This window comes from Streptomyces sp. NPDC020192 (assembly GCF_044388685.1).
Classification (GTDB): domain Bacteria; phylum Actinomycetota; class Actinomycetes; order Streptomycetales; family Streptomycetaceae; genus Streptomyces.
This window is the reverse complement of sequence record NZ_JBIRXG010000016.1, coordinates 17,166-43,067: the sequence shown is the minus strand read 5'-3', so window position 1 is coordinate 43,067 and position 25,902 is coordinate 17,166. Positions and strand designations below refer to the sequence as shown.

The 25,902-nt window shown below is 66.5% G+C and carries 19 protein-coding genes and 1 pseudogene; 10 read left to right on the top strand and 10 right to left on the bottom strand.

What is annotated here, in order from left to right; genetic code table 11:
• Positions 1 to 325 precede the first annotated feature (325 nt).
• Positions 326 to 853, bottom strand: coding sequence for a GNAT family N-acetyltransferase (locus ACH47Z_RS28220; RefSeq protein WP_399078455.1), 528 nt, complete (start codon positions 851 to 853; stop codon positions 326 to 328).
• A gap of 112 nt (positions 854 to 965) precedes the next feature.
• On the opposite strand from ACH47Z_RS28220, the pseudogene ACH47Z_RS28215 reads away from it, so the two are divergent.
• From ACH47Z_RS28215 to ACH47Z_RS28195, 5 genes and pseudogenes are all read left to right on the top strand, one after another.
• Positions 966 to 1,313 (top strand): annotated as a pseudogene (locus ACH47Z_RS28215) (hypothetical protein); the annotation flags it as partial.
• Positions 1,310 to 2,581, top strand: a complete 1,272-nt coding sequence (locus ACH47Z_RS28210) for a DNA cytosine methyltransferase (RefSeq protein WP_399078822.1) — start codon at positions 1,310 to 1,312, stop codon at positions 2,579 to 2,581. The pseudogene ACH47Z_RS28215 and the gene ACH47Z_RS28210, both read left to right, overlap by 4 nt.
• Positions 2,581 to 3,705, top strand: coding sequence for a DnaB-like helicase N-terminal domain-containing protein (locus ACH47Z_RS28205; RefSeq protein ID WP_399078452.1), 1,125 nt, complete (start codon positions 2,581 to 2,583; stop codon positions 3,703 to 3,705). Before ACH47Z_RS28210 ends, ACH47Z_RS28205 begins: the two co-directional genes overlap by 1 nt.
• A gap of 63 nt (positions 3,706 to 3,768) precedes the next feature.
• A complete protein-coding gene (locus tag ACH47Z_RS28200) occupies positions 3,769 to 5,133 on the top strand; it encodes a DUF317 domain-containing protein (RefSeq protein WP_399078450.1) in 1,365 nt (454 codons plus the stop codon).
• Between the two features lie 131 nt (positions 5,134 to 5,264).
• The gene (locus ACH47Z_RS28195) at positions 5,265 to 5,771 is read left to right on the top strand and encodes a hypothetical protein (RefSeq protein ID WP_399078448.1); all 507 of its coding nucleotides are present in this window, start codon (positions 5,265 to 5,267) and stop codon (positions 5,769 to 5,771) included.
• Here the strand turns inward: ACH47Z_RS28195 and ACH47Z_RS28190 are convergent.
• From ACH47Z_RS28190 to ACH47Z_RS28150, 9 genes are all read right to left on the bottom strand, one after another.
• Positions 5,752 to 6,273 carry an NUDIX domain-containing protein gene (locus tag ACH47Z_RS28190; RefSeq protein ID WP_399078446.1) on the bottom strand — a complete coding sequence of 174 codons (522 nt, stop codon included), beginning with the start codon at positions 6,271 to 6,273 and terminating at the stop codon, positions 5,752 to 5,754. The two genes, ACH47Z_RS28195 and ACH47Z_RS28190, sit on opposite strands and share 20 nt — an antisense overlap.
• 262 nt (positions 6,274 to 6,535) lie before the next feature.
• A complete protein-coding gene (locus tag ACH47Z_RS28185; protein WP_399078444.1) occupies positions 6,536 to 7,420 on the bottom strand; it encodes an endonuclease NucS domain-containing protein in 885 nt (294 codons plus the stop codon).
• Positions 7,421 to 7,867: 447 nt separating this feature from the next.
• A complete protein-coding gene (locus ACH47Z_RS28180) occupies positions 7,868 to 10,129 on the bottom strand; it encodes a hypothetical protein (RefSeq protein WP_399078441.1) in 2,262 nt (753 codons plus the stop codon).
• Between the two features lie 173 nt (positions 10,130 to 10,302).
• Entirely contained in the window at positions 10,303 to 11,613 is a 1,311-nt protein-coding gene (locus ACH47Z_RS28175; RefSeq protein ID WP_399078439.1) for a DNA sulfur modification protein DndB, read from the bottom strand.
• Positions 11,614 to 11,647: 34 nt separating this feature from the next.
• On the bottom strand, positions 11,648 to 12,160 hold the full coding sequence (locus ACH47Z_RS28170) for a hypothetical protein (RefSeq protein WP_399078437.1): 513 nt from the start codon (positions 12,158 to 12,160) through the stop codon (positions 11,648 to 11,650).
• A gap of 237 nt (positions 12,161 to 12,397) precedes the next feature.
• Complete coding sequence (locus ACH47Z_RS28165) at positions 12,398 to 13,234, bottom strand: phosphoadenosine phosphosulfate reductase family protein (protein ID WP_398962880.1); 837 nt, start codon at positions 13,232 to 13,234, stop codon at positions 12,398 to 12,400.
• Positions 13,231 to 16,812 carry an ATP-binding protein gene (locus ACH47Z_RS28160; protein WP_399078435.1) on the bottom strand — a complete coding sequence of 1,194 codons (3,582 nt, stop codon included), beginning with the start codon at positions 16,810 to 16,812 and terminating at the stop codon, positions 13,231 to 13,233. Before ACH47Z_RS28160 ends, ACH47Z_RS28165 begins: the two co-directional genes overlap by 4 nt.
• A complete protein-coding gene (locus ACH47Z_RS28155) occupies positions 16,809 to 17,921 on the bottom strand; it encodes a DUF4007 family protein (RefSeq protein WP_398962875.1) in 1,113 nt (370 codons plus the stop codon). The genes ACH47Z_RS28160 and ACH47Z_RS28155 overlap by 4 nt, the downstream gene beginning before the upstream one ends.
• 64 nt (positions 17,922 to 17,985) lie before the next feature.
• Positions 17,986 to 19,143, bottom strand: coding sequence for a cysteine desulfurase family protein (locus tag ACH47Z_RS28150; RefSeq protein WP_399078433.1), 1,158 nt, complete (start codon positions 19,141 to 19,143; stop codon positions 17,986 to 17,988).
• Between the two features lie 443 nt (positions 19,144 to 19,586).
• Between ACH47Z_RS28150 and ACH47Z_RS28145 the strand changes: the two genes are divergently transcribed.
• The 5 genes from ACH47Z_RS28145 (at position 19,587) to ACH47Z_RS28125 (ending at position 25,812) form a co-directional block, all read left to right on the top strand.
• Positions 19,587 to 21,206 carry a DEAD/DEAH box helicase gene (locus ACH47Z_RS28145; RefSeq protein ID WP_399078431.1) on the top strand — a complete coding sequence of 540 codons (1,620 nt, stop codon included), beginning with the start codon at positions 19,587 to 19,589 and terminating at the stop codon, positions 21,204 to 21,206.
• Positions 21,203 to 23,062 carry an ATP-binding protein gene (locus ACH47Z_RS28140; protein ID WP_399078428.1) on the top strand — a complete coding sequence of 620 codons (1,860 nt, stop codon included), beginning with the start codon at positions 21,203 to 21,205 and terminating at the stop codon, positions 23,060 to 23,062. Before ACH47Z_RS28145 ends, ACH47Z_RS28140 begins: the two co-directional genes overlap by 4 nt.
• Complete coding sequence (locus tag ACH47Z_RS28135) at positions 23,059 to 23,970, top strand: phospholipase D-like domain-containing protein (RefSeq protein ID WP_399078426.1); 912 nt, start codon at positions 23,059 to 23,061, stop codon at positions 23,968 to 23,970. The genes ACH47Z_RS28140 and ACH47Z_RS28135 overlap by 4 nt, the downstream gene beginning before the upstream one ends.
• Positions 23,971 to 24,133: 163 nt before the next feature.
• On the top strand, positions 24,134 to 24,781 hold the full coding sequence (locus tag ACH47Z_RS28130) for a hypothetical protein (protein ID WP_399078424.1): 648 nt from the start codon (positions 24,134 to 24,136) through the stop codon (positions 24,779 to 24,781).
• Positions 24,782 to 25,011: 230 nt separating this feature from the next.
• A complete protein-coding gene (locus ACH47Z_RS28125; RefSeq protein WP_399078819.1) occupies positions 25,012 to 25,812 on the top strand; it encodes a phosphoadenosine phosphosulfate reductase in 801 nt (266 codons plus the stop codon).
• The last annotated feature ends 90 nt before the right edge of the window (positions 25,813 to 25,902 follow it).

Genomic DNA, 25,902 nt, shown 5'->3' with positions numbered 1-25,902 from the left:
ATTTCCTCGTCCGTCCCCCAACCCGCGACCGGCACTGCGCTACGGCGCCCACACAAACAGCGCGCTCCGCTACCGGACGGGCAAGGCGGCCCCGATTCCTCTCCCCTCACGCCGTCGAACCGCCTCGCAGACACCCCGCCCCCTGCCGGGCCGACCCCCGCCGAGCTCGGCACGACGGACACCTTCATCCCGCTGACCAACCTGCTCGGCACCCTCAACCCCACCCGATCTCGCCAGACCGGAGGCGCCTCTTGATATCTGCTCCCCTTGCCCCACGCACTCGCGAAGACGCCGGATCCGAGCTGCCTCCGAGCCAACCCACCTGCTACCCGGGGGCGGCGCCGGCACTCCAAGCGGATCTCTGCAAGCTCATCTGCATCGCCGACCAGGACTTGCCCGCGACCTGCTCTACGTCGGGAAGTACGCGATCGCACACGAAACCCAGCCGCTCATACAGCCGGACCGCGTTGGTGTTGTGGGTGAACACGCCCAGGTCGATTCGCTCCAAGTCGAGCTCTCCGAATGCGCTGGCCAGCACCCTCTCCAGCATCGCCGCGCCGTACCCCCGGCCCCGGGCTTGCGGCGCCACGAGGACGCGTCCGAGGCGGCCACTAGCCAGCGCTGCGTCGACCCGCACTGAGGCATGGCCCACTGCCTCGCCACTGCCCGGATCCCACGCCATCCAGGTGTGGCGCCGCGGCGTCGCCGACTCCGCCGCATATTCAGCGAGCTGTCTGTCGTTCAACGGCCAGTCGAAGGTAGGCCCGGCCCACGTCATCAGCTCAACCGGCCCGTCGATCCACGCTGCGAGCAGTCGGCCATCAGCGAGCGTGAAGTCCCGCAGCTCAACCACGGGTCAGGCCCCAGTGCATCACCATCGTCATGGCCCAGACCCTACCGAGCCGCCGATGATGCACCCGAGCGGGGGATCACAGGCCCGACACGACGTCGGATTCCAAATAACTTGCCCGTTCCACGGAAATGCGCAGTGGCGGAATATCCGTGACACGAGTCCTGCCGAGTGGCAGGACGTCGTGGAATTCGACGCCGCCATCCGGCAGGGCAACGCCCGCGCGAACGCGAGCGGCAAGCGGCTCCTCGGGCAGGCATTCCTGCACCGATCCAGGGTACCGCTGAGCGAAGCCCCGATCGACCATGTCACCGCCGCCGAATGGGCTGCCCGCCAGAGCGAGTTGACCGACACTCCTGATGCGCAGGAGATGGAGCAGGGTGTGTTGGACGGCTGTTCCCCCTGGGCCTGCCAGGGCAGCGAACCGACCGTCTGGCAGGACGACTTCGGGCTGGCTTGTTGATACTCGATCTCTTCGCGGGGCCGGGTGGTTGGAGCCACTCGCTCAGCGTGCTCGGGGCACGGGATATTGGCCTGGAGTGGGATGAGTGGGCGTGCAAGACGCGTGCTGCCGCTGGGCAGTTGACCATCCGGACCGATGTGGCGCGTTATCCGACGTGGCCGTGGGTCGGGAAAACCCAGGGGTTGATCGCGTCCCCTCCGTGTCAGGCGTGGTCGATGGCTGGCAAACGGCTCGGCCTGGTGGACCAGCCGCTGGTGCACCAGGCGGTGGCGGACCTCGCAGCCGGGCGGGACACCCGCGCCAAGCTGCTGGCCGCCTGCCGGGACGAGCGCAGTCTGCTGGCCGCCGAACCCATGCGCTACCTCCACGCCCTGAACACGGTCGGCGAACCCGAGTGGATCGCCATGGAGGAAGTACCGGACGTCCTGCCACTGTGGCGACAGTACGCCGCTGTACTGCGCGCCTGGGGATTCTCGGTATGGTGCGGCATCCTGAATGCCGCCGATTATGGCGTACCGCAGATGAGGCGGCGGGCGATCCTGCTCGCCTCCCGGGTCCGCACCGCCCAGCCGCCCGCGCCGACGCACACGCAGGTCGCCGAGCCGGAGTCGCTGTTCGGGCCGGGCCGCGCCCGCTGGGTCAGCATGGCCCAGGCTCTGGGCTGGGGCGCCACCGACCGGCCCGTGCCCACCGTCTGTGCCGGCGGCGGACCCGGCGGCGGCCCCGAGCCGTTCCCGTCCGGCTCAAGGAAGACGCTGTCCGACGCCCGCGACCGCGGCACCTGGACACCCAGGCCAGACCGACTCGCCCTGCGGCCTCGCAGCGAAGGACCTGGTCAGACAGCCGGGCATAGCACCCCGCAGAACCGGGGTGCCAGCCGAGCAGCGTCCGCGTGCACCGGCGATGCACACCGCTGGGCGTGGTCCCTGCGGAGCAACAACCAGGCCAACGCCACCGTGCGCCGTGCGGATGAGCCGGCCGGGACGCTGTTCTTCGGGCACCGAGCGAACGAATGCACCTGGGTCGCCGAACCCGTCACCGCAGAGCCGCAGGGTGCGTCGTCCTCAGTGGTGCCGGATCCGATCCGGATCACCGCCCGCGAGGCCGGCATCCTCCAGAGTTTTCCCCCCGACTACCCCTGGGCCGGGAACAAGGGCCAGCAGTTCTCCCAGATCGGCAACGCCGTCCCCCCACTGCTCGCCGCCCGCCTCCTCGCCCCGCACCTCCAAGTCCCCCTCAACCCCGACGACTTCACCCTGGCAGCCTGATGCCCCGCACCCCCGACCCCGACGAGGACGACCTCTACACGAGACCGCCACACCCACCTGTGTACTACGCCGAACAGGCCCTGCTCGGCGCGCTCCTCCTCGACCCCCAGCTCATGGCCGGCGTGACCGGGATCGCCCCGGAGGCGTTCTCCACCGCCGTGCACTCGGCCCTCTTCGCCGCGATCCGCTGCCGGCCGGCCCCCGACCCGGCCGAACATGCCAAGAACACGACCTGGCTGAACGAGGTGCTCGCCGCCGCCCACGCGCAGGCCCGCGGACTGACCGCCTCCTACCTCCACCACCTCGTCCAGGTCTGCCCCCGCCCGCAGCACGCGCCCGCGTACGCACGGATCGTCGAGGCCGAACACGCCCGCCGCCGCCTGCGCGCCGCCGCCGCACACCTCGCGCACACCGCCCGGGACACCTCACTCCCCAACCCTGTACCCACCGCCCTCGGCGAAGCCGACGCCCTGGCCTCAGTCGTGGACGAGATCGCCGCCGCATTCCCGCCACACTCCGGGTCCCTGCCCCGGGCCCCCGCCCTACCACCAGCCGCTACCCTCGACGACGCCGAAGCCGCGGACGAGGAGCGGCTGCTGCTCGCCACCGCGACCGCGCACCCAGGCGACGTCGAACAGATGCGGTGGCTGAGCAGCACCGACTTCACCCTTCCGCTGCACGCCGGGCTGTGGCAGTGCGTGACCGGCCTGGTCCGGCGCCGTGCTCCGGTCGACCCCGTCACGGTGCTGTGGGAGGCCGGGCAGTGTGGCCTGCTGGACGCCGGGCCCGAGCCCCGAGAACTGCTCGGCTTCCTCTCCCAAGCGGCTGGTTCCCCCGAGCACTGGGGTGAGCGCATCCTGAACCGCTCCGTCCTCGCCACCGCCCACCACACCGGCCTGCTCATCCACGCGTTCACCGGCGAGCCGGCCAACACGCCGTATCAGCTTGTCGTCGGCAGCCGCCGCGCCCTCGCCGACCTCACCGCCGTACGAACCCGCTGGCACCACGCCACCTCACCCGTACCGGCCCCGGCAGCCACGCCCGCACGGGCCAAGGCCGCTGCTGCGCCCCGTGCCGGCCCGCCGAAGACCACCGCCCCGACGCCCGCGCGTATCTCCCGCTGACCCCGAACCCGCCGGTGGCCGGACCGAAATGGCCGACCGCCGGCAGAAGTGAGCACCCCCTTCGTGACGACACCCTCCATCGACGCACACGTCCGCTTCGACACCAACCCCAGCCATCCCAGCGCCGTGACCGCCACCCTCACCGGCACCCGGCGCGACCTGGCCCGCGGTCTGCTGACCGCCCAAGGCTTCGAAGCCCTCGACGACCACACCCTGGTCATGGCCCGCATTGACCGCGAGGAACCGTACTGGGCAGAGAACGCCGCCCAGGCCCTGACCGCCGAAGGGATCACCGCGGAGATCACCGCCCGGCTCCGCGAGGCGATCGACGAGGAATGGACCTGGGGCAACTACCCGATGACCTGGTGCACCCGCGAGGAGATCCGTGAGGTTTCCAACGAAGCCCAGAAGCTGTATGACGACATCCGGCGCGGAAGGCTCCTCATCCACGCCCACGCCCAGGACACCCACACCATCGTCGCGGTCGGCACCTACCTCGACAGCGGCAAGAGCGTCTACCTCCACGGGGAGAACCACCTGCGGCAGATCGCCGACACCTTCGACTCACCCGCACACGCTCTCACCGCCTTCGAACGCCTCCACGGCGACACCATGCGGCCCGGCCCCGCACCGCTGACCAACACCGAACGCGAAGCCGCCCAAGCCCGCACCTCACTCGACACACCGCCTGCCGAGCCCAAACCACCTGCCCCAGAGCCGGAGACCGTGCCGGCTTACGCCGCCGATCCCGGCAACCACGAAGCCGCCCTCGACGGCTTCCTCACCGACAACGGTGACTGGCAGCGCTACAACACGTGGGAGGACGGCACCAGCGTCGCCACCCACGAATCGCTGACCCTGCGCATCCTCTTCGAGCATGGTGCCGGCCCCCGCGACGCGCAGTGGACCATCGCCGCCTACGAGAGCCCAGTCAGCGAGCGCATGTGGCACATGACCATCACACCCGCCACCCCCGAACCCATCCTGCAAACCCTGCTCACGTCCCTCAGCCACGGAGACGTATGGGAGACAGCACTCGGAACCCCCGTGATCGACACGACCGTCGCCCAGGCCACCCGCCCCCTCACCGACGCAGCCTGGACACCCACCGTGGACGGATACCGAATGTCCTGGCAGACCCAGCACAGCGACGCGGGCGTGCAGTTCGACGCCTACGCCGCCAACGCACCGCACCAGCACCCCGACACCTGGACCATCTGGTCCGGCCCCAGCATCAACCAGCCCACCTGGGCCATCCGCGCCTCCGTCTACACCCCCGCCGGCCTCCTCGCCGACCTCACCGAAGAACTCGCCCACGGAACCGGCACCCGCCAAACCAACTCCCCCACTCCAGCATGGATCAGGCAAACCGCCGCAGCTCTCCCGCCCCGGCCGCCCCAGCCACCTCCCGCAACACTCCTGCGCTGAATCGACCAACGGAGCGGGGCCAGGCTGGCGGAGAGGCCGCCGGCACCGTTCCCGCGTAGGGGATCGGGCCCCGGGGACACGCATGGTAGACATGCGATACGGCGTACGTGTCGTCGATGAGGAGAAACGCCATGCTCGGCTGGCTGAAGTCCAAGAGCACCCGTCAGGAACGTGAACTGGCCTGGGCTACCCAGGTAGCTCTTGCGGCACGGGCGCCTTTCGCGCTCACCGGCGCGCAGTCGCCGCGGGAGGATCCGGACTCGCTGGTCGGTGAAGCCGTGTACGACAGCGACGCCGTCCACACGACGCTGATGCGTCTGGCCAAGGGCATCAGCCCCAACCTGCCCGTGACCGCGACGACCGTCACGGCCCTGTCCGCCGTGGCCGACCTGCTGGCGCTACGGCCGTCATGGGCCGCCTACTGCAACGGTAGCTTCGCCCTTGCTCCCGACGACCACGATCCCCGGAGCGAGATGTGCCGTCAGTGGGTTTCCGGCGAGATCGTGCGTGCCTGGCCGCGGTTCTCCGAGGCCGAGCGCGCGCATCGCCGGGCGGCCGAGAGCATCGCCCGCCTCCAGGCAGAGCTGGCCCGGCTCTCGGGACACGCCATCACGTCGCTTACCCACCCGGCGGCATAGCCTGAAGTACGTGCTCGGCCAGCAGAAGGGCCGCCACACTGCCCGCCTCGGTGATCACTCCCTCCCGGACAGCTCTGATCACCTCAGGAATCGGCCGCCACTGCACCGACATGCCGGCCTCGGTGGCGTCACGGTTCACAGTCCCCGAGGTCAAACCGGTGGCGAGGAACAGATGCGTGCGCGCGGCTGTCGTCGCAGGCAGCGGGTCGATCACGCCCAGCAGCCGCAACTCGCCGGCCACCGCCCCCGTCTCCTCTTCCAGCTCCCGCAGCGCAGCGGCACGGGGATCCTGGCCTTCGGTTCCCCCGCCGGGCAGGTGCAGCAAGCGGCGCCGCTGCAGATGGAAATCGTCCTCCACCAAGGCCAGACACCGCTGCTGGTCGAGCGCGACGACGCGCACACCGTCATCGACAACCACATGATCGTACATACCGGGGCTGCCGTCCGGACGAATCACCTCATCCCGGCACAGAGAAACAAACGGCCCCTCGTGCAAGATCACCGTCCGTGTCCGCTGCCACCCCATGCGATCCCTCTCGCCTTCGTCTGCAAGGCGTCGGCGCCCAGGAGCGGTGCGCCTGTTCAGGACATGTGCGCGCGGCAATATAACGGCGGATCCCCGGTTTCCGAAACCGGGGATCCAGCCGCATCCTTGGAGATCCACCGCCACCCCCTGACCGCTACGTCGAAAGGCGACCACCACGACGAGGAGCACAACTTCATCCGCGCCTCGGGCCGTCCATCCCAGGAGCGTCGAACGCCCGCTACGCCGCGGCGTAGCTGAGGCGGAACAGGTCCTGGGCGCGCTCCAGGTCCCGCTCCGTACGCAGCTGCAGCTCCAGGTCACCTGTACCGTGATGGCCGAGCCCCGTCACGTCGCGGGTGAAGCCGGAAACCAGATCGACCGTCTTCGGGTCGGCCTTGAGGTAGACGAGCAGTTTGGTCTGCTGCGGCGGGCAGACGCATGCGAAGTTCCACAGCCGCTGGTAGGCGCGGTACTGCTTGCGCTGGACACGAGTGACGCCGTCCCCGAGACCGAGCAGCACCTCGTCGACCGCCTCGGCCAACTCCACCAGGGCCCCGCCGCTGCGGGCAACCGACTTCCCGGCCGCACGCCGGCGCAGCCGCCTGGTCGTGACCGAGTGCCCCGTGACGGAGGCCACCGTCTCAAGGCCGATCAGGTCGCTGCCGAAGTAGCGGTAGCGGACCAGGTCGATCGAGCGACGGTGCTCGCGTACGGCGTGCGCGTCGTAGCGGGTGAAGTCGCCGGCGACGCAGATCAACCGGGGAGCGCTCCACAGGATCTGGGATGCGGCCGTGACCCCGAGCCGGTCGCGGACCAGGTTCCGGAAGGCGTCCTTGTGATTCGTCAGCCAGGCCATGTAGTAGAGGCCCTGGTTGATCACGCCCGCATCGGTGCCGCGCTTGTACTCGACGATCACCGGAGCCCCGTTCTCGTCGAGCCCCAGCGAATCGATCCGTCCGCCGTCGACACAGTCGATGACGTACTCGCTCGCCAGGAACCTGACGCCCAGCATCGTCTCCATGTGCGCCTCGACGAGGTCCTGCACATCCGCCTCGACCTCGGCCAGACGCGGCACGACCTCGCTCACGCCACCCGCAGTGTTGAACAGCTTCAGCCCCACCACTCCCCCTCCTCGATCACGGTGTCAGAGGGGAACGTCGCAAAGTCCGGGGATATTTCCGCGACCGAAGCCGCCCTCCGCCGCTGTGCGCACGCCCCGCACGCCGCTGCCCTCCCGGGCCGGACCACCACGCGCAGCGGTACCCGCCGCCACTCGATAACCCCCGTTCCAGGACCGGTCGGCACCACGCCAGCCGAACCCGCAAATCGCCTCGCCTACGGATAAGGGCTCCGCGATACTCTCGACCGACTGCGCACGGCGCGCCTGATCGCTCCGTCACCTGCGCCCGCGCGCGCAGCTCCTGACGGCATACCCCCGCAACAGCGAACTGACCGTCTCCTCGTCCACTGCGCTACTCAAGGAGGCGGTCAGCTCCCGCAGGTGGCCAGGGTTATGCTCGCCGACGCCGACGCGCAGCAACGCTCGGCGGCATCCCCGGCAGAGGGCGGTCTATAGCAAGCCAACGTGGCGTAGCGGTTCAGTGACTGTGGAATCTGCCACGCAGTGGCCGTGTTCTAGGCTCTTCAGCACAAGCTTGTTGTCCACTTTGTCGGCGTGGAAGGTCGACCACGTGCGACAAATAGGACAGATCCGTCCCGTGAGGTAGGGACGGAGAAGGTGCAGCTGGTGACTGCGGTCAATCACGTAAAGGCTGCCAGTCTCAAGTGCGCTGCTCGGATGCCGCATCGACTCCGTGGGCACGACTGGGTGATCGCCCATGAGCCGTCTGAAGCCGAGAGTGGCTTGGCCGCGGAACGCGTCCCACGTCACGGAAGTGATCTCGATCAGTGGCCAGTCCGCCAAGAAGCGCGTTCGGCTGAGCAGTAGGGAAAGATCATTGAACGACTCTTCCAGCGCTTTGGGCAGTTCGACCGAGTCAGCGCGACGCAGGTGTGCCTGATTGTTCCGGCGAGCGGAATGCCGCTGTCGGGCAGCCTTGACCTCTTCGTCGGCCAGCACCGCGCCTAGTTCGTGGAGTGGATGCTCCGCGCCCAGGCTGCGGCGCTTCTTCTTGCTGGAGATCTCCTGGAGCACCTCAGTCCATTCGCCGAGTCCGGGGCCGCCGTGGTTGTTGGCGAGTTTGTTACGGAGGGCGGTGACGGAGGAGAGGTCGAGGGCGGCACCGTGGGCGAAGGCCGCGGTGAGGAGGGCGCTGTAGCACAAGAGGATCTCGGTCGCATCGAGCACAGCATCGTAGGCGGGCCCGAAGTCGCCGGTACTCTTCTTTGCTTCGGTCTCGCGCCATCGCAACGCGATGGGGTAGGGGAATCGGGTGCGGACGATGTGCCCAAAGTCGTCGAGCTGCACGGCCGTCTCGGCCCGCAGCCGCAGAATCTGTCCCGCCTCAATGATCCGTTGGCGGGCGTGCCCAGTATCCCGAGCATCGGTGAAGACGGACCTGGCCAAGGCCGTAGCCTCAGCGCTCCAGTCGCTCAGCTGCCGACCCGCCGTGTTCAGGTCATCCAGAGCGGTGGCCAGTGCCTCATCCGGCTGCGGTAGCGCAAGGGACTCCAGGTCCTGCCTGCGCAGATGCACCAAGCCAGATACGACGCGTGGCGAAGCTCTTTCGACTGCCGACGAGCGCAAGAAGGCCAGAATGAGGCGCATATGCTCGGGGTTGACGGAGGTGACCGGACGCAAGGCAATGGTGTGGTTGCCCGCCACCGCGGGCAGATCCCGCTCTCTCACCAAGGCTGCCCCGGCCCGGCCGGGCAGGAAGGCATCTCGTATCAGCACGTCCCCGGCTCGCAGGTGGTAGCGCTCCGGGATATCGGAGTACCACAGGTCGCTATCCGGGTCCGGCTCGGCAATCGTTCCGTCCCCCCTAATGTCCCGCCCGCGCAAGAGACGCGCGCCGCTCGGAGCATGGGCCTCGCAGAGGTCGCCTGACCGGCCAGAGAACCCTCGGACAATGTTAAAGACCGAGGAAACCGTAAGGTCACGGAGCGAAAGCGGGCGTGCAGTCGTGCCCGGCACTGCCGCAGACTGCGATGGCGAGCCATCGCCGACGTAGGGCCATCCCTCATCCGCCGGCGCAGCGCTGTGTGAGACATAGCCGTATGCGGTACTCCCCTCGGGCAGCCGCAGGAGCGTCTCAAGGTCTTCCTTGAGTGCTCCCTCGTCGCCGCTTCTCGGCACCCGAAAAAATCGGCTCTTCACGGTCTGCGTGGTGTTCGGGCACAGCAGGACAGCCGCCACCTCGCTCGACCGGTGGACACTTCGTAGCGCTCCTGTCGAGTACAGGATGAAAACGGGTTGCCATTGCCGGGCAAGCATGCGGCGGAAGCGTGCCCACCCCCTGGTCTTGGAAGTGAGGTACTTCGCCGGCAGCAGCATCAGCAAACGAGCCTGGTCGGGATGGGCCTCTATGCCAGCCACAGCGGCTTCGAACAGGTCAGCGACAGAAGCGTCAGCCGAGCCCTGGGAGACTCGGGCAGAGTCGCACAAGTCCGCAATGGATGGGAGAAGGAGCACCGGCCCTGCGGACAGGAGGCCGTTGATACGGGCCGGGAGAGCAACCCACGCATTGTCATGCTGGATGGGCCAGTCGGCAGGAATCGGAAGAACTGGCCCGAACGACTCATCGCTGCCCACGGTAACGACGGTGGGCACGTCGCTCGTGTAGTGCCGCAGCATGGCGGCCAGAACCTGGCCGAACAGAGCGGGCGCGTCCTGCGCTGGAACAGCGACATGGTCTTCCGAACCGGTCATCAAGTACCCCCTGGCGATGTGGCGCTGAGAAAGCCTATGCCGACGAGGAGTTGGCTTGGCCAGTTGGGGACCGCACGCCAAGGCCACAGCGCGCGGTCCTGCCGACGAACGCCTCAGATGCCCGCGTACCCATGTGCTTGGTGGCTGGGCTCCACGCGGGCCGCGAAGGACAGTTACTGAGCCACGTCGGCATCGCCGGGAATGAGGGCGACCAGATCGTCCATGGCAACCGGGTACTTGTCTTTCTTGAGGTCCGCGTACATCCGAAGTGCCCTGGACACTTGGACCTTGGTTCGCGGGGCCAGGTGGGCAATGAGAAGGTTGTACAGGAGCTGCAGGTGGTCCTTTCCACTGGCCATCTTGCCGTTGGCCCGGCCATCTGGGGTATCGATCCACATGGCGGAGAACGGCGCCCCCACCATGCGCCAGTCCAGGCTCGCGAGCCGCTTCATGATGTCGTCCCACCCGAGCAACTCCTGCTCAAGGATGTGTCGGACGGCCTTGGCGACGGTCGCCTGGACAGCGGGACGCATGAGCGGGTGCCCTGAGCCCTCCCGCCCCTTCGGAGCGCGGACGTCCTTCGGAGCCTGGGCAGCGAAGTAGCGCTGGCGCAGGTTCCCGCAGGCATCAAGGAGATCGTCGAGCCGGCTGGCCAAGATCATGTAGCTCTGATCGAGAAGCTCATCGGTCACACGCTGCTTCGACTGGTCGGCTGTGCAGGGGAGATCGAAGCCGATCTCCTTGACAATGTCGTAGAGCACGCCGATGGTGCTCCAGGCGGGGCTTCCCGGGCCGATCGAGCGCTGCGCGAGAACCATCTTCCCCTCGTCGCCGACCTTGCTGAAGACGAGGACGACCTTGTCCTTGCTCAGGAAGGGGTGGTCGTCCAAGAGACGCCGGGTGAGGATGGCAAAACTGTCGTCCTCATCGAGGGCGATGTTCTCCTGTGCGCTTGTGCTCTTGGCGTTGCGGTTGATGTTGGTGAATAGGCGCCGAGTACGCTGACGGCCTTCGGTCGTGTCGAAGTGCGGCACGACGATCACATTGATGTCCTCGGCGCCGAGCTCGGGGTTCCGCTTGACCGCGTCCTTGATGGCCTTGAGGCGGTGCTGGCCGTCGAGCGCGAAGAACTGCTGCGTGCCGTCGAAGGTGAGGACGCCGAAGTTACGGTCGATACCGGCAAGCACGGCCTGGTTCTCGGCGTCGGAGTCCATCTCGAGAGGGAGGTAGTTGGCGTTGCCGCCCCAGACGGCGACGATGATGGCTCCGAGGAACCTGTTCTCGTTGGTGAGCAGGTATTCGGTGATCTGCCCGGTTCGGTCGCCAACCCCGCGCTGGATCATGGTGCCGAGATCGCGGTTGCCACCAAGTTCGTGGGCAAAGTTGATCTCTCGGGCCACCTGGGCGTAGCTCATCAGGCAGGAGTAGTAGGTCCAGGTGCCCACCTTGGCTTCGAAGGCAGGGACGAAGGTCTTGGACGGCATTGGAGTACCTCGATCGGGCTGGACAGGACAAGGGTCAGGGCCGAAGGGCTGGGCGCGGGATGGTGCTGACCCGCGCGCGCAGCCGTGGACGGTTCTGGCTGTTGAGCGGGGGGTTGTACAGGTTGATCAAGCGGCTTTCCAAGTTTTTGATCTTGGAGCGGTCCTCGACGGTGGCGAACCAGAACTCCAGCGGGCGCAGAGCAAGGTAGTGAGTCAACCTCGCGGCCCTGGCCGTGGGCGGTTCCTGCGTCCACAGAGCCTCAGGGTCGCCGCGTAGGTGCTTCCGGTAATCCTTGAACCGGTTCCGGATCGTGTTGCCACCCTGGCCGGATCCGCCGGCCTGCCCGATGTAGAGCACCTGGTGGAAGCTGCTCTGGGAATCGTCGGCCATGGCGAGCCGGATGGAAGGCCGCCACACAAACATGTACAGGCCGGGTTGTTCGGGGAGGACGTCTGTCAGGCTCTCAGCCGCAACGTGCGCTTCCCATGGCGATGCGTCCGCTCTTAGGTCGTCCTGCAGCACCTTGTGCGCAGGGATATCCAGCATCGGAGCTATCCCTAACTGGATCTCCAGGGCAGGGCTACTCTCGACGCTGTGCCGGATGACGGAGCGTATGAGGGGCTCAGGCGTCGTCATGCCGCAAGCTGGTCCCGCTGCGCTTGAGAATCATGAGAGGCATCCTTGCACGCGCCTCTGACATGTGCCGCCTGCAGACAGAAAATAAGCCCCTGATGTGTGACATCCCGTCACACACCAAGGGCTTCTGGGTTCTTACCGCCCGTACTACAGGTGGCAGACTGCGCAGCCTGCTTCGTCGTCGTCCTCGTCGTGGGCGTCAGCGAGGATCTCCAGCAGCGGGCGGTTCGGCTTGACTCGCTTGGCGGCGCGTTCGAGGGCGGCTTGGTGCTTGGCTTCAATCTCCTCGCGGCGGGCGATGAGTTCGTGGAGGGACTCGCCTTGGGACCACGTGTACTGCCGGTCCTGCATAGCGGTGTGCCGGTAGTTGACCTTCTCCTCGTACGCTATGGCCTTCTCGAACAGGTCGGGGTGCCGGTCGCGGAGGCCGACCCATTCGTGCTTGCGCTGGAAGAAGCAGAAGTAGCAGCCGGAGCGGGTGCGCCACTCGTAGTAATCAGGCAGGCCGATGCCAGCTTCGTCGAGGATGCGATCGACGCCGGCACGATCGATGCCATCCTCGCGGAACGGGAAGACCGCTGTGATGTTGGGCTTGGTGCTGACATAGCCGAGGCGGTTCTCGTCGGCGCGGATGGCGACGTACGAAATCACGTCGTCGTCGCCGACCCACTCCTCCAAGGGCTTGATCTTGAGGTTCTTTGTGCACCAGCGCATCTGGGGGCTGGGAAGGGTGCCTTGGTAAACCTCGAGCCAGTGATCGAAGTCTCGGCTGGCGTTGAGGCGCACGATGGGCTTGCCGACGGCGGCCTCAAGTCGGTTCAGGTACTCGTAGGTCTCGGGTAGCTCGGCGCCTGTGTCACAGAAGAAGTACTCCATGTCCGGGACGCGATCCCGCATGTAGATCGCGAGGGCGGAGGAGTCCTTGCCCCCGGACAGGCCGAGCACGTGGCGCTTGTTGCTGTCGGAGTTGTCGCTAGAACTCACAGCATTCCTTCCTTCCTAGCGGGCGCGGAATCGCCGTCTGTCGCTGCAAGGCGTTCAGCCAGGGCGGCGAGCAGGATGCGGGCTCCGTCGGGACCAAGTGCCTCTTCAGCCTGCCTGATGACACTGACAACGAGCTCGTCGGCTGTGTGGCGCGACTGCTTGGGAACGTGGATGAGGGCGCGTTCCTCGGTGCCCTGCGGAGTGGTGAGTGTCAGAAGGCGAGTCTCGATCTGCTGCGCCGGGGGTGCCGCCTCCTGGTCGGCAACAGGGGTCTGACGTACGTCGTAGAGGTGTCCGACGCGGTCGAGGGCGCGGGCCACCTCCTTGGCCTTGCGGGGGAAGCTCTCGGCATCGGCGTCCGTCCAGTCTCCGAGGGCCTTGTTCGCAAGGCGGATGACGATTGGGTCGAGCCAGTCCTCGTCCGGGAGATTCTCGTTGAGGGCCCGGGAAACGAAGCCTTGCAGGCTGAGTTCCAGGGGGGCCTCGGCGAAGCCTCGCAGGCGCTCGGTAAGACCGACCCTCAGCTCCCGGATATCGGAGGGCAGACGGAACTCCTTGCCGAGCGTCGCAGCGACTTCCTGGCGCAGGGCTCCGGCCGCGCCGGATAGGTCGTCAAGCGCCGTGGTAAGTGCGGCCACGTACGCCTGAGCGGTCTGCTCGTCCTTGGGCGTGTCTGCACCGATCGCTGGGTATCCGAGCGCCTTGGGAAGGGAGGTGAAGATCAGGTCATCCGGGTCGGTTGCACGCGACAGAAGGCCGCGGATCGCCAGGGCCTGCGCACTGAGTCTCCTCGTCTGCCGGGTGTAAGGGTCGAGGACCATCACACGCTCCAGGACGGTGCGTGTGACCGCGAGGAGGAGCGGGTTGCGTGCCGAACGCGAGCGCGGAACGTCGACCTTGAGAGCCTTGGCGAGACCATTGACCACAAGCCGGCGCTGTCCGCGGCCGACCGGCACTGCCTTGACGGTGAAGCGGTCGGGGTAGGGGACGTTGAGGCGTTCAACGATCTCCGGGGACAAGCGCGGGCAGTAGTTCCCCTCCTCGAACAGGGCGATGTCTTCCCCGCGCAGGATCAGGGAGGCGACCACGAGGGTGGGCACGACTCCAGCCTTGACACCGTAGGGCGGCGCCATGAGCTGGTGGTAGATGTCCACGATGGGCGTGGGCCGCTTGGCACCGGTCAGCGCGTCATCGAGAGCCTCCCAGACGGCCATGACGCTGGAGTTCTTCTCGGGGTCCGGCCGCGCGATGCCGTGGGTGAGAATGCTGTCCGTCGCGCCTCCGCTGCTGGCTTCACCAGCAAAGCGATGCAGGCCGAGGTACTCGACAACGCCGTGGTACATGGCGCGTTCTGCCGAGTAGCCTTTCTCATCGAATCCGAGAAGGGGGAGGCCGGAGCGCTGGATCATCGCGGTGAGCAGCTCGCGGCGTGCCCGGGCGCCGTTGCTGGTGAGCTGATGGCGGCCGGCCATCTCGTTGCGGATGTGGGGGGTGAAGGGGTAGACGCGCTCGCATGCCTGGGAGACGAGGCTCGAGTAGCTGCGGGCCTCGATGATTGCATCAGGAGCGTTTCCGGCCTCGGTGCCTACGTGCCACAGGCGCCAGGTGGAGTGAGAGCTTCGCGGGTTGAACGCCTCGTCGAGCATCGTTCCGATGCTCTGGGAGATCTCGGCAGCGCGTTCGGTGATCTCTCGGGAGGCGACATGGTCGATCGTGTCGTCGTCGAGGAGTTCCTCGAGTGCCACGAGCTCGATGCCGGCCTGCAGGACCCGCTCCGGATGCTCGGTGGTGCCGACCAGCACGGGCAGGGGCGAGTTGACAGCCGGAAGCGTGTCGAGTGGGCCTAGGTGGAAGGCGATGAGACCGTCTGCCGCGTCCTTGACGACCTCGGGTCCGTCGATCTTCTCGCCTCTGGGGCTGACGTCGGTGACGAAGTAGCGGAGCATGCCAGTCTGCTGGCTGTGCTTGCCAGCCACCACCGCGTCGGGAAGCACGGCACCGAGGTGCTTGCTGAGGTAGGCCACGACGTCGGCCGGCTTGACCCGGGTGGCGTTCTCTTTGACCCGCGCGTCGATGTCGACATCGGTGCCCTGCCAGACCCGGTACTCGTTGCTGTACTCGCGGTGGACGACGAACCCATCCTCGACGAGCTTGCCGAGACGGTCTTGCAGGGCGGTGTAACGCTCGGAGTCAGAAGCGTCTGTTGGGTCCTGCAGCGCCAAGTGGATCAAAGAGGGTGTGGCTCGCAGCAGGCCGTCAGCGTCGATGAGGTTGAGGATGCCGATCGCTTTGAGAACGTCCTGGTCCTCAGGAGCTAGCCCGTGGGCCTCGCTGAGCCGCATGTCGATCTCCAGCGCGCGGCTTGCCTTGGAAGAGGCCAGGATGGTGGTGCGGCCGGAGGCGAAGAAGTAGTCGTACAGCTGAGGCAGGCGGATGGTGGAAGCACGCTCTGGCTTGTCGGAGGCGAGCGCCTCCAAGGAGCGCCGAACCGTGTTGGGCTCGTCGCTAGCGAGAAAGCCCGTGAGACTGCGGTCGTGCTGTCCGATTTGCGAGGCAATGAGCGGTGCGGCGACGACGGTTAGAGGGTGCAGCGGGTACAAGTCGGCGAACATCTGCGGGGAGATGTCGACGACAGCGTTGAGTCCGCGCAGCATCCAGGCCTCCGCGGCAGCCTCTGCCTGGGACTGGATGAGAGTGCGGCCTCGTTCAGGGACCTGGCTGAGGTCGAGGCGTCGTCGCATCAGGTGGACGGCGTCGCCCAGGTTTGGACCAAAGGTGATGTCTTCGAAGCGGCCCTGGACCTTGGCCCACTCCTGAGTTTGCACGCTGCTAGAGCGAGCAGCGTAGTCGGTAAAGGCCAGGTGCTGCAGAGTGAGCATGAACAGCGGCAGGCCCGAAGGACCGGCGCCCTTCTCCGCGAGCATCTGGAGCAGGAATACGTCGCTGTCGGCGTCACCGGTATCTCCCGCAGCAGCGAGGTACTCCAGCGTCTTGCCGAACTCGTCGATGATCAGCAGCACCGGGGCGGCATCGCACAGTACGGCGACCGCGTCCATGAGGCTCTCGGCTGTCGGCACCGCGCTCTCAGCACACACCGCGAATGCTTGGTCGATGGCCTTGGGAAGCCGCGTCTTCCACCGGCGTTCTGCGGCAGTCCGCAGGGCACGGTGGATGGTCGCGGCAAGCGGCTCGCGACTAGCAGTGGCGACCGCGCCGAGGAACCCGCGCTCCGCAACCTGGTTACGCACCTGACCCAGGCGAGCCGCGGTGTGCGGGTTGCTTGCGGCCACCGCCTTGTCCGCCTCAGCTCGGCGGGTCTTGTCGTGTCCGAGGAGGGCGTCGATGAGGTTCGACAGGGTGGACTTGCCCGAACCGTAAGGGCCGGTGAACGACCACGCACGAGTACGCCGGGGGTTCTCGATTGCGTTGGCGAGGCGTTCGAGGACGTCAAGGGCGCGTGCTCCGACGTAAGGAGCGTTGAGGTGGGGTTCACGCACATCGCGTTCGAGGTTGGTGGACCGCAGTTCGGATCCAACCAAGGCGATGCCGGCCGGGAGCTGGGCTCGGTTCTCGGTCATGATCCGATGCTCTCCTCGCTCAGTTCGAACTCCTCGACCTGGCGAGGAGCCGTCTTGCGTGTGTTCTTGGGCGCGGTACCGACGAGCCCCGGGTGCTTGCGAAGCCACTCCTGCGGGGTGGGGAAGCCGTCGCGTTCCCGCACGCGGCCGTAATACTCGTCCAGAACATCCCAGGCCAACTCCTGAGGTGGCTTGGCATAGGCGAGGCTGCGTTGACCGAGCGCTTCAACGATCTGAAGATCCGGATGACTGCCGACCAGTGCTTCGATGGCCTTGGTCAGCTCCGGTTCCCTCATGCGGAACGCCCGTCCCGGGGAACCCGGCTCACTGGCGAGCCGGGCGAGGGAGATCTGGCCAGCCTTCGTGGAGAGCCGCGAGGCGTAATCCAGGCAGGCATAGATCAGAACCGCCGCGGGCAGGTTCGAACGGGTACCGCTGGTGAAACGCCAAGTGCGGTCCTTGCCCTTGCCCCGGCCTTCGAGCAGGCCAAGCTCTTTGAAGGGCGACATCAGCTGATCTTCGAAGCTACCCGGAGACAGAGGGTTGGCCTCGAGGTCCTGCGCGTACATCTTGATGATGCAGTCCACGTCACGTTTGATGGACTCCGCCGCAGGCCGCTTATTCGCCGCAAAGTTCTCGTTGACGTAGCGCGTGATGACGCTCTCCATCTCCTCCGCGGTCGCGCGGGAACGCGCGGCGAGGTTGAAGATGATGTACCAGCTCGGCACCTGGCACTTGGCTTCAGGCTCGGATGACAGCAGCCACCAGTGCAGCAGCCACAGGCTCCCGGTGTCCTCCAGATAAGGGTCAGCACCGTCTTCATCGAGCAGCCAGCGCGCCCGCCACGTCGGCGCGGTCAGAAGTGCGCGGGCCGAGGGATCGCTGTGTGCATACTCCTTGGTCAGTTTGAACGCCCGCGACCAGTACCGCATGGCGTTGACCATGTTCTTGCCGACCCCGAGCAGAACGGGCGCGTCCTCTTGGTAGAAGACGCCGGGTACGTCCTTGACCTGCATGTATGCCTTGTGCAACCAACCGAACCGTGGGGCGAACGTCTCATGCCGATTGAAGTAGAGGTCGACGGCCTCGGCAAGCCGACTGTCTGACATGTGTAGGGGGCCTTTCCAGGTTCGTGGAGCTCACGGGGAGCAGGGGGTCAGCGCCGAGCGCTGCTTACGGTTCGGCGTCGGTAGCCATCACCGAGCGGATCTTCGCAACTGCATCCACGACGGCTTCCATGCCTCGCTCAATGTCTCGGTACGTGGTGGCGTAACCGAGTGAGAACCGGACGGTGGAGTCCGCCTCCTCACGGCTACGGCCCATGGCGAGCAGGACATGACTCGGGCTTGGCGCCCCCGAAGCGCAGGCGCTACCATCCGAGGCCGCAACCTCAGGCATTGCAGCCAGCACGGCGTCGGCAGGCACCCCCGGAAAAGTGACGCTGATCACACCTGGAAGCCGAGGCGCGTTGGAACCATTGATCCGGCAGCCAGGCACCCGGGCCAACAGGTCGGCTTCCAGCACGTCGCGGAGCGCGGTGATCCGAGCGGCCTCGTCCTGCATCTTAAGGCGGGCGGCTTCGGCGGCTGCCCCGAGTCCGACGATGCCTGCGACGTTGAGCGTGCCCGCACGCCAGCCGCGTTCCTGCCCTCCGCCGATCAGGAGGGGGTGGTACGGCAACGAGATGCCGCGGCGAACGAACAGGGCACCTACGCCCTGCGGTCCACCGAACTTGTGGGCGGACAAGGAGAGCAGGTCGACGTCCAGCTCGTCGAGGTCGACCGGCAGCCGGCCCACGTATTGTGTGGCGTCGGTGTGTACCACTGCCCCGGCGGCGTGCGCGGCCTTGATGACGGGCTGCAGGTCGGTGAGGACTCCGGTCTCGTTGTTCGCGAGCATCACCGAGACCAGGGCGGCTCCGCGCTCACCAGTCTCCTCCAGCGCCTCGTCCAGCTGCGCCAGGTCGACAACGCCGTCTCCGTCCACCGGCAGGATCACGAGGGCGTCGGGGGTTCCGTCAGTGATCGCTCGGGCCACCTCGAGCACGGCCGGGTGTTCTACCGCAGTGGTCACCAGTACGCCACCGCGGGCGTATGCCGCGCGAAGGGCGAGGTTATTGGCCTCCGTTGCACCGGAGGTGAAGATGATCTCCCCAGCAGAGCAGTTGAGAAGCGCGGCGAGTTGACGGCGCGCCAAATCTACCCGGGAGGCGGCATCGCGCCCGGCATGATGCATGCTTGAGGCGTTGCCGACACTCCCGAGTGCGGCGAAGGTAGCGTCGAGCGCCTCCGGGCGCAGTGGCGCGGTGGCGTTGTAGTCGAGGTAGATCATGTCGACCCCTTCGGGCTGCTCCGCCATATCTGCCCCCTCGTGCAACGGACCTAAGCTCATTCCTGGCGCCCTCGCTCGTCGGAGCTTCTTCTTCCGCCAGGAGTGCACTGAGATCCTAGCCGCCCCCGGAGGCGGAGGAGACCAAAGTCAAGCTTTGGCACGCCACGGGTGTGGGCCACCCAACAAATGCGAACATATGTTCGATCCTAGATCTACCCCTGCCGCCTGCGCAGCCTGGCAGGAGGTTGCGTGCGTGCACGGCCGGGACTGAACGCAAAATCAGCCGTAGCAGCCCACGTTGTCGGTACGGAGGTCTAGGGTTAACTCGACTGGCACCACATATGCAGGTGAGAAGTCGAACACGGCGGCATCTAGGGGAGGGTAGGACGGTTGCACTTCGCTCAGGGGGGCCTCTCGCGGCCGGGCATGCGGGAGGGGGCGACGTGATCGACTCGCCCGGTATGGCGTTCCGGGCCATCCTCGACCTGGCCCCGATCGATTACGTGCGGCACTTGGTAGGCGAGCACGTATGTGAGCTGCTGGAGCTGTTGAAGGGTAGCAAGGCGGACGACGATGCCCTTCGTGCAGTGGCCGCCTCCGCAGTCTCCGTCGAACGGCTCGTAGCTGATCCCGACGAACGCGCACAACTGCTGCGACTGCTGCCGCCGGGAAAGCAGGAGGAACTCGCAGGACGGCTAGGTCGCGCCGGCAGCACCCCTGCGGCCACGTTTCTAGCGCGCCTACCCTGGTCCCCCGAGCAGCGCAGAACCTTTCACGGTTTCCTCGGCCTGGTGGTCGAACGCGCACCCGAGGCTCCTGTGTCCTCGCTCCGGCGTGTGGAGTCGGCCTACGGCCTCTTCCCGTATCAGCGGACCGCGGCGAGCAAGGTGCGCCGTCTGCTGTACTCCGGGGAGCGGCGGACCGTGCTCCACCTGCCCACCGGAGGCGGCAAGACCCGCACTGGCATGGACCTGGTCTGCGACCACCTACGGCATAACGAACCGACGGTGGTCGTCTGGCTGGCCCGAGGCCAAGAGCTGCTCGAGCAGGCAGCGCTGGAATTCGAGCGCGCTTGGGCAGCCCTCGGCAACAGAGAAGTCACAGTCGTGCGGATGTGGGGCGACGCCCCGACCGATCTGGACGGCATCACCGACGGCATCGTCATCCTGGGCCTCGACAAGGCCGGCGCCGCAGCCAAGGCCGATCAAACCTTCCTAGACCGCCTGGCCGTGCGGACAACCCTGACCGTCTTCGACGAGACGCATCAAGCGATCGCCCCCACCTACCGCAGGGTCCTCGACGCGCTGACACTGCGGAGCGACTCCAGCCTGCTGGGCCTAACCGCCACGCCTGGTCGTACTTGGGCCGACATCACTGAGGACGAGAGGCTCGCGGACCTCTTCGCCCGTCAGAAGGTCATGCTGGAGATTGAAGGGTATGACAACCCCGTCACCGCGCTCATCGAGCAGGGCTACCTGGCCCGCCCGACCTTCCGCACCGTCGCGGCGGAGTCTGGCATGAAGCTCAGTGCTCAGGACCGGAGGCATCTCTCAGCGTCGTTCGACGTACCGGACCTGTTCATCGATCGGCTCGCCGAGAACGTGCAGTGGAACCTACAAGTCGTCCGCACTGCCCTCGACTTGACTGCGCAGCACCGACGCGTCCTACTGTTCGCTGCTTCCGTAGAGCACAGTCGGCTGATCACAGCGCTTTTGTCCATGCTCGGGATGGACGCGGACCAAGTCACGGCAGAATCGTCTGCCCGTCACCGGGACCGGGTGATCAGCCGATTCAAAGGGCCAGGGACGCGGCCCATGATCCTGTCCAATTTCGGAGTGCTCACAACCGGCTTCGATGCACCTGCTGCAAGTGCCACAGTCATCGCTCGCCCCACCCGTTCCCTGGTGCTCTACAGCCAGATGGTGGGCCGCGTCATCCGAGGGCCGAAGGCGGGCGGCACCCCCACCTGCGAAGTAGTCACCGTCGTCGACCCGGAGCTGCCTGGTTTCGGAGACGTGGCGGAGGCGTTCACGAACTGGGAAGACGTATGGAAGGCCCGATGACATCCAAGTACTCGATCGTCACGTCCGACCTGACGGTCAAGGCTCTACAGGACAGCGGCTACAAATCGACCGCCCACGCCATCGCTGAGCTGATCGACAACGGCATCGAGGCTGGCGCCAACCTCGTTGAGCTTTTCGTCGTCGAGGGGACAGACCGACCCTCCGAGCGTGCTCGGCACCGCGTGGAGACGATAGCCGTCGTTGACAACGGCCATGGGATGGACGCCGAGACGCTCAGGCAATCCCTGCGCTTCGGCGCCGGGACGCGACAACACCGCAAAGGCATCGGGCGCTTCGGAGTCGGCCTCCCCAACTCCAGCATCTCCCAGTGTGATCGCGTGGACGTCTGGTCGTGGATCAACGGACCCGACAACGCTCTCCACACCTACCTCGATCTCGCGGAACTGCGCGCCGGCCTCGAAGAGGTGCCCGAGCCCAAGGCCGAACCAGTCCCGGAAGACTGGCAACGCCTGTCGCATGCTCTCGGCCCCACGGGCACCCTGGTGCAGTGGACGCAGCTCGAGCGCGTGCAATGGCGCGGAGCTGAGGCGACGCTCGCCAACACCGAGAGCCTCATCGGCCGGATCTATCGACGTCTGATCACCAAAGGAACGCGCATCCGACTCGTGCCCGTGCGGGGATGGTTCCCGCTCGAGGGGGAGCGCGACGCACGTCCCAACGATCCGCTCTATCTCACGGTGCCGAGTTCCACGCCGCCCCCGTTCGACATCAAGCCCATGTTCCGCCCCCATGGAGGCGGCAACGCTGGCGAGATCGGCGTCGAGCGGTTCATGGTCAAGGGCATGGACGGCGCGGAGTACCCCGTCTTGGTGCGAGCATCCCTTGCTGTCGACGCTGCTCGGCGCCCCGACATCTCCAATGAGGAGTGGCCCAAGGAGGTCTCACCCACTCTCGACCCTGGCAGGACGGAATGGGGTAAGCACGCCGCCAAGAACTTGGGAATCTCTCTCATCCGGGCGGATCGCGAGCTCGACCTCGACTCAAGCTGGACCAACTCCTACGACCCAGTCGAGCGATGGTGGGGTGTCGAAATCGACTTCCCGCCTCAACTCGACGAGGTGTTCGGCGTAACGAACAACAAGCAGGCCGCCACGATCTTCTCCAGCCTGTCCAGCTTCAACTGGAGGGAGGAGGCGGCAGGGCTTTCGTTCGAAGAATTCCGTGACCAGCTCCGCGAAGAGGGCGACCGCCGCCTGCCTTTGATCGAGATCGTCTACTACATCCGCGAGAAGCTGCTCGGCAACCTACGCGCCCACCTGACCGATCAGACCCGCGGGACCAGGTCCAACAGAAAGCGGCACGAGGAGGTCGAGGCGAAGGCCGAGCACGCCCTGCGGCGCCGGCGAGAGGAGACCCAGCCGAGCTTCACCGACCAGCTTGCGGAGCAGACGACCGAGGAAGAGAGCCAACAGCAGCAGCTGGAAAGCCTCGTCAACGTCCACAAATACACCCCAGCCGACGCCGAGCGCATCATCGCGGAGACCAAGGCTAACAACCGCCACGTCCAGCTCCTCACCAGCCGAAACCCCGACTCGCCCGCGTTCTTCAACGTCGAATTCATCCCGGGCGTGTTGCAGGTCTCGCTCAATATGGACCACCCGGCCTACAGCGACCTCATCGCTGTTCTCGACCAGGACCTCGACGATGCCAGCCGGGAAGAGCTCGGCGAACGGCTCGTCGCTGCCGCCAACGCGTTCAAGCTCCTACTGCTGTCGTGGGCCCGCTACGAAGACGAGCAGCCCGACAGGCCCCGCGCTCGAGCCAAGCAGATGCGGCAGGACTGGGGCCGTATCGCCCGTGAGTTCCTCGCACCTGATGACGAGGATGACGAGTGACGGACGATCACGTCTGGCAGCAGATCGAGCAGCTTCTGCGAAAAGCGAGACAGCGCGTCGTCATCGTCGCCCCCTTCATCAAGAAGAACCTGTTTCAGGCAGCGCTCGAGGCCATCCCCGCCAGCGTCACCGACATAAGCTGCGTAACCCGGTGGTCCGTCACGGAGATTGCCGCCGGCGTCTCGGACCCTGAGATCATGCAACTTGCCGTCGATGACGGACGGGTCCGCATACGGCTGTGCCACAACCTGCACGCCAAGCTATACGCCGCCGACACCCGCTGCCTGGTCGGCTCAGCCAACCTCACCGGGAAGGCGACCGGTCTCGTCCCAGAGGCCAACATCGAGCTGCTCCTGGAGACTGAAACCGCGCACCCGGCAGTGCGGCGAGTGCTCGCCGCAATCGATCAGAGCGCGGTGCCAGCAACGCTCGAGCTAGCGCAGCAACTACGTGAGCAGGCAGAGCTTCTCCAGGGTGACGAGGACGCCCCCAGAATCGTGATCCCCGGGCAGCAGACCCGGGCTGCCCGCTGGCTGCCCGAGACACGACGCCCGGAACGTCTGTACCGGGTGTATTGCGGGCGGCACCGCAACATCGGCAAGGACGTCCTCGCCGGTGTACTCCGTGATCTCGCCGAGCTCGACATCTCGCCCGGCCTGTCCGAGCAGGAGTTCGCGGTCGCCATCCGTGCCCGCCTCCACGAACTGCCGGAACTCCGCGAGCTGAACGAGGCCGGCCGTCTAAGCCTGGATGACGCGAAGGACGAGCTAGTCACGAGCGGCGCCTACACAGAAGAGCAGGCTCAGCGCACCGTCGAGACCATCGCCGAGTGGCTACGGTACTTCGACGAGGTCCACTTCGTACCGACCGGACCGTGGGAGATCAGGCAGGGGAAGCAGATCATCTGACGGCTTGAGACGCCACGGTAGGCGACGGGAGCCGCCCTCGGTGCCTGACGGGCGCCGAGGGCGGCTCCAACATACGGGGCCTACGCTCGCGATATCTTGGGGCAGGCTGACGCAATGCGGCAGACCTTCGGCAGCCACTGCGACGACAGAGAGGGTAGAGGGCATGGCGGCGGGAAGCGTGCCATATCTGCTCGGTCACGCGGAGATCGCCGCCCTCTTCGGCATCGAGCGGCAGACATCGCAGAAGTGGCGGACCGATGGGACGTTGCCCACGCCCGATCTGCTGGCCTCCGGGAATCCTTACTGGCTGTTGGCCACAGTGCTGCGACTCGGTGGAGTAGGCGACCGCCAAATCGCCCAGGAACGGCTGGCCGCATATAAGGCCGACATCCCCCATGGCCACGCGGTCACGGACAAGCAGCACCTGCCTACCATCCTCGGCATCCAGGAGGTAGCCCGCATCCTCGCCTGTGACCGGCAGACGATCTCCCGATGGCGCAACCGCCACCAGATCGCCGAGGCCGACCTGGTCCTCTCCGGCTCGCCGTTGTGGCTCCTGGAGACCATCCTGGAGGATGCGCGGCAGCGGGAGCGGACCACGGTCTCCTCCGAGATTACGTTGCTCCGCGAGGGTCGGCGCGCTCCCCAGAAACCTCGCGGTCGCAGGACCAGCGCCCCCGCCGCGCGCCCGACGCGAGAACCAGTGCCTGCCGCACGGACATTCACCAGCGCCGACCACACTGCCGCCGGCGAGTTCCTCACATCGATTCTGGCTCAGGGCTATTCCGTCGTCATCAAGCCTCAGCCCTAGCTAACTTCACCACCCACTCAGCGCAGCCCTACAGGACCAGCGCCCAGTTGGCTGCCTGCTGCGTTCGCCGACAGCCGTGAGAGAAACACTTGATCACCTAGCTCCTCATCCATATTATCTCTCACATGTCGATCTTGCCGCATGCCGCTGGAGCCCACTACGCCGACCCAACCCATTCCGCGCCTCAAGCCGTTTCCTCCGATCCCGAACACCGGCCGAGCGGCCGCACCATGAAGGTCGTCTCCTACGGCGGCGGGGTTCAGTCAACGGCGCTGCTCGTGCTGGCCGCCCGGGGAGAGATCGACTTTCGCACCTTCCTCTTCGCCAATGTGGGGGACGACAGCGAGCACCCTGCAACGCTCGCTTACGTACGCAAGATCGCCGTCCCGTACGCCGTCCGCGCAGGAATTGAGGTGCACGAGCTCAAGCGGCGTCGGCGCGACGGAGCCACTGAAACGCTCATGCAGCGTCTGAACCGGCCGGACACCCGCTCGATCCCCATCCCGGTGCGCATGGCTAACGGTGCTCCGGGTCGACGGAACTGCACGGCCGACTTCAAGATCAAGGTGATCGGACGGTGGCTTCGGGAGAACGGAGCCACCACAGATCACCCGGCTGTGGTGGGTATCGGCATATCGCTCGACGAAATCCATCGCGCCAACCGCCGGCGGAGAGAAGCCCACGAGGTCATCGAATACCCCCTCCTCGACCTCGGGCTCCGCCGGGACGACTGCGAGCGCATCATCGCCGAGGCCGGCCTGCCGGTACCGCCCAAGAGCTCCTGCTTCTTCTGCCCCTTCCGCACCGTCGACGCTTGGCGCCACCAGCGTCGGCACGAACCCGAGTTGTTCGCTCAGTCGGTCCGGCTGGAGGAGACGATCAACCGACGGCGGACCGCACTCGGGCGGGATGCCGTGTATCTCACGAGGTACGGGATCCCCCTCACGCAAGCCATCCCCGATGAGAGTCCGGGGGAAGGTGACGCCGATGAGGATGAGGGGGCATGCGACTCCGGCTGGTGCATGACCTGATACGTGCCGAGCAGGCCACGACGGGTGGGCTCAAAGCCATGGCTTCGGGCCCATCCGTCGTTCACTCCTGGGCTGCCGGCGTGGCCGCCG

Excerpts from the sequence above, each read along its gene's own strand:
- ACH47Z_RS28205 (WP_399078452.1), top strand. The coding sequence starts at position 2,581 with ATGCCCCGCACCCCCGACCCCGACGAGGACGACCTCTACACGAGACCG.
- ACH47Z_RS28195 (WP_399078448.1), top strand. The coding sequence starts at position 5,265 with ATGCTCGGCTGGCTGAAGTCCAAGAGCACCCGTCAGGAACGTGAACTG.
- ACH47Z_RS28180 (WP_399078441.1), bottom strand. The coding sequence starts at position 10,129 with ATGACCGGTTCGGAAGACCATGTCGCTGTTCCAGCGCAGGACGCGCCC.
- ACH47Z_RS28175 (WP_399078439.1), bottom strand. The coding sequence starts at position 11,613 with ATGCCGTCCAAGACCTTCGTCCCTGCCTTCGAAGCCAAGGTGGGCACC.
- ACH47Z_RS28170 (WP_399078437.1), bottom strand. The coding sequence starts at position 12,160 with ATGCTGGATATCCCTGCGCACAAGGTGCTGCAGGACGACCTAAGAGCG.
- ACH47Z_RS28160 (WP_399078435.1), bottom strand. The coding sequence starts at position 16,812 with ATGACCGAGAACCGAGCCCAGCTCCCGGCCGGCATCGCCTTGGTTGGA.
- ACH47Z_RS28155 (WP_398962875.1), bottom strand. The coding sequence starts at position 17,921 with ATGTCAGACAGTCGGCTTGCCGAGGCCGTCGACCTCTACTTCAATCGG.
- ACH47Z_RS28150 (WP_399078433.1), bottom strand. The coding sequence starts at position 19,143 with ATGATCTACCTCGACTACAACGCCACCGCGCCACTGCGCCCGGAGGCG.
- ACH47Z_RS28140 (WP_399078428.1), top strand. The coding sequence starts at position 21,203 with ATGACATCCAAGTACTCGATCGTCACGTCCGACCTGACGGTCAAGGCT.
- ACH47Z_RS28130 (WP_399078424.1), top strand. The coding sequence starts at position 24,134 with ATGGCGGCGGGAAGCGTGCCATATCTGCTCGGTCACGCGGAGATCGCC.
- ACH47Z_RS28125 (WP_399078819.1), top strand. The coding sequence starts at position 25,012 with ATGAAGGTCGTCTCCTACGGCGGCGGGGTTCAGTCAACGGCGCTGCTC.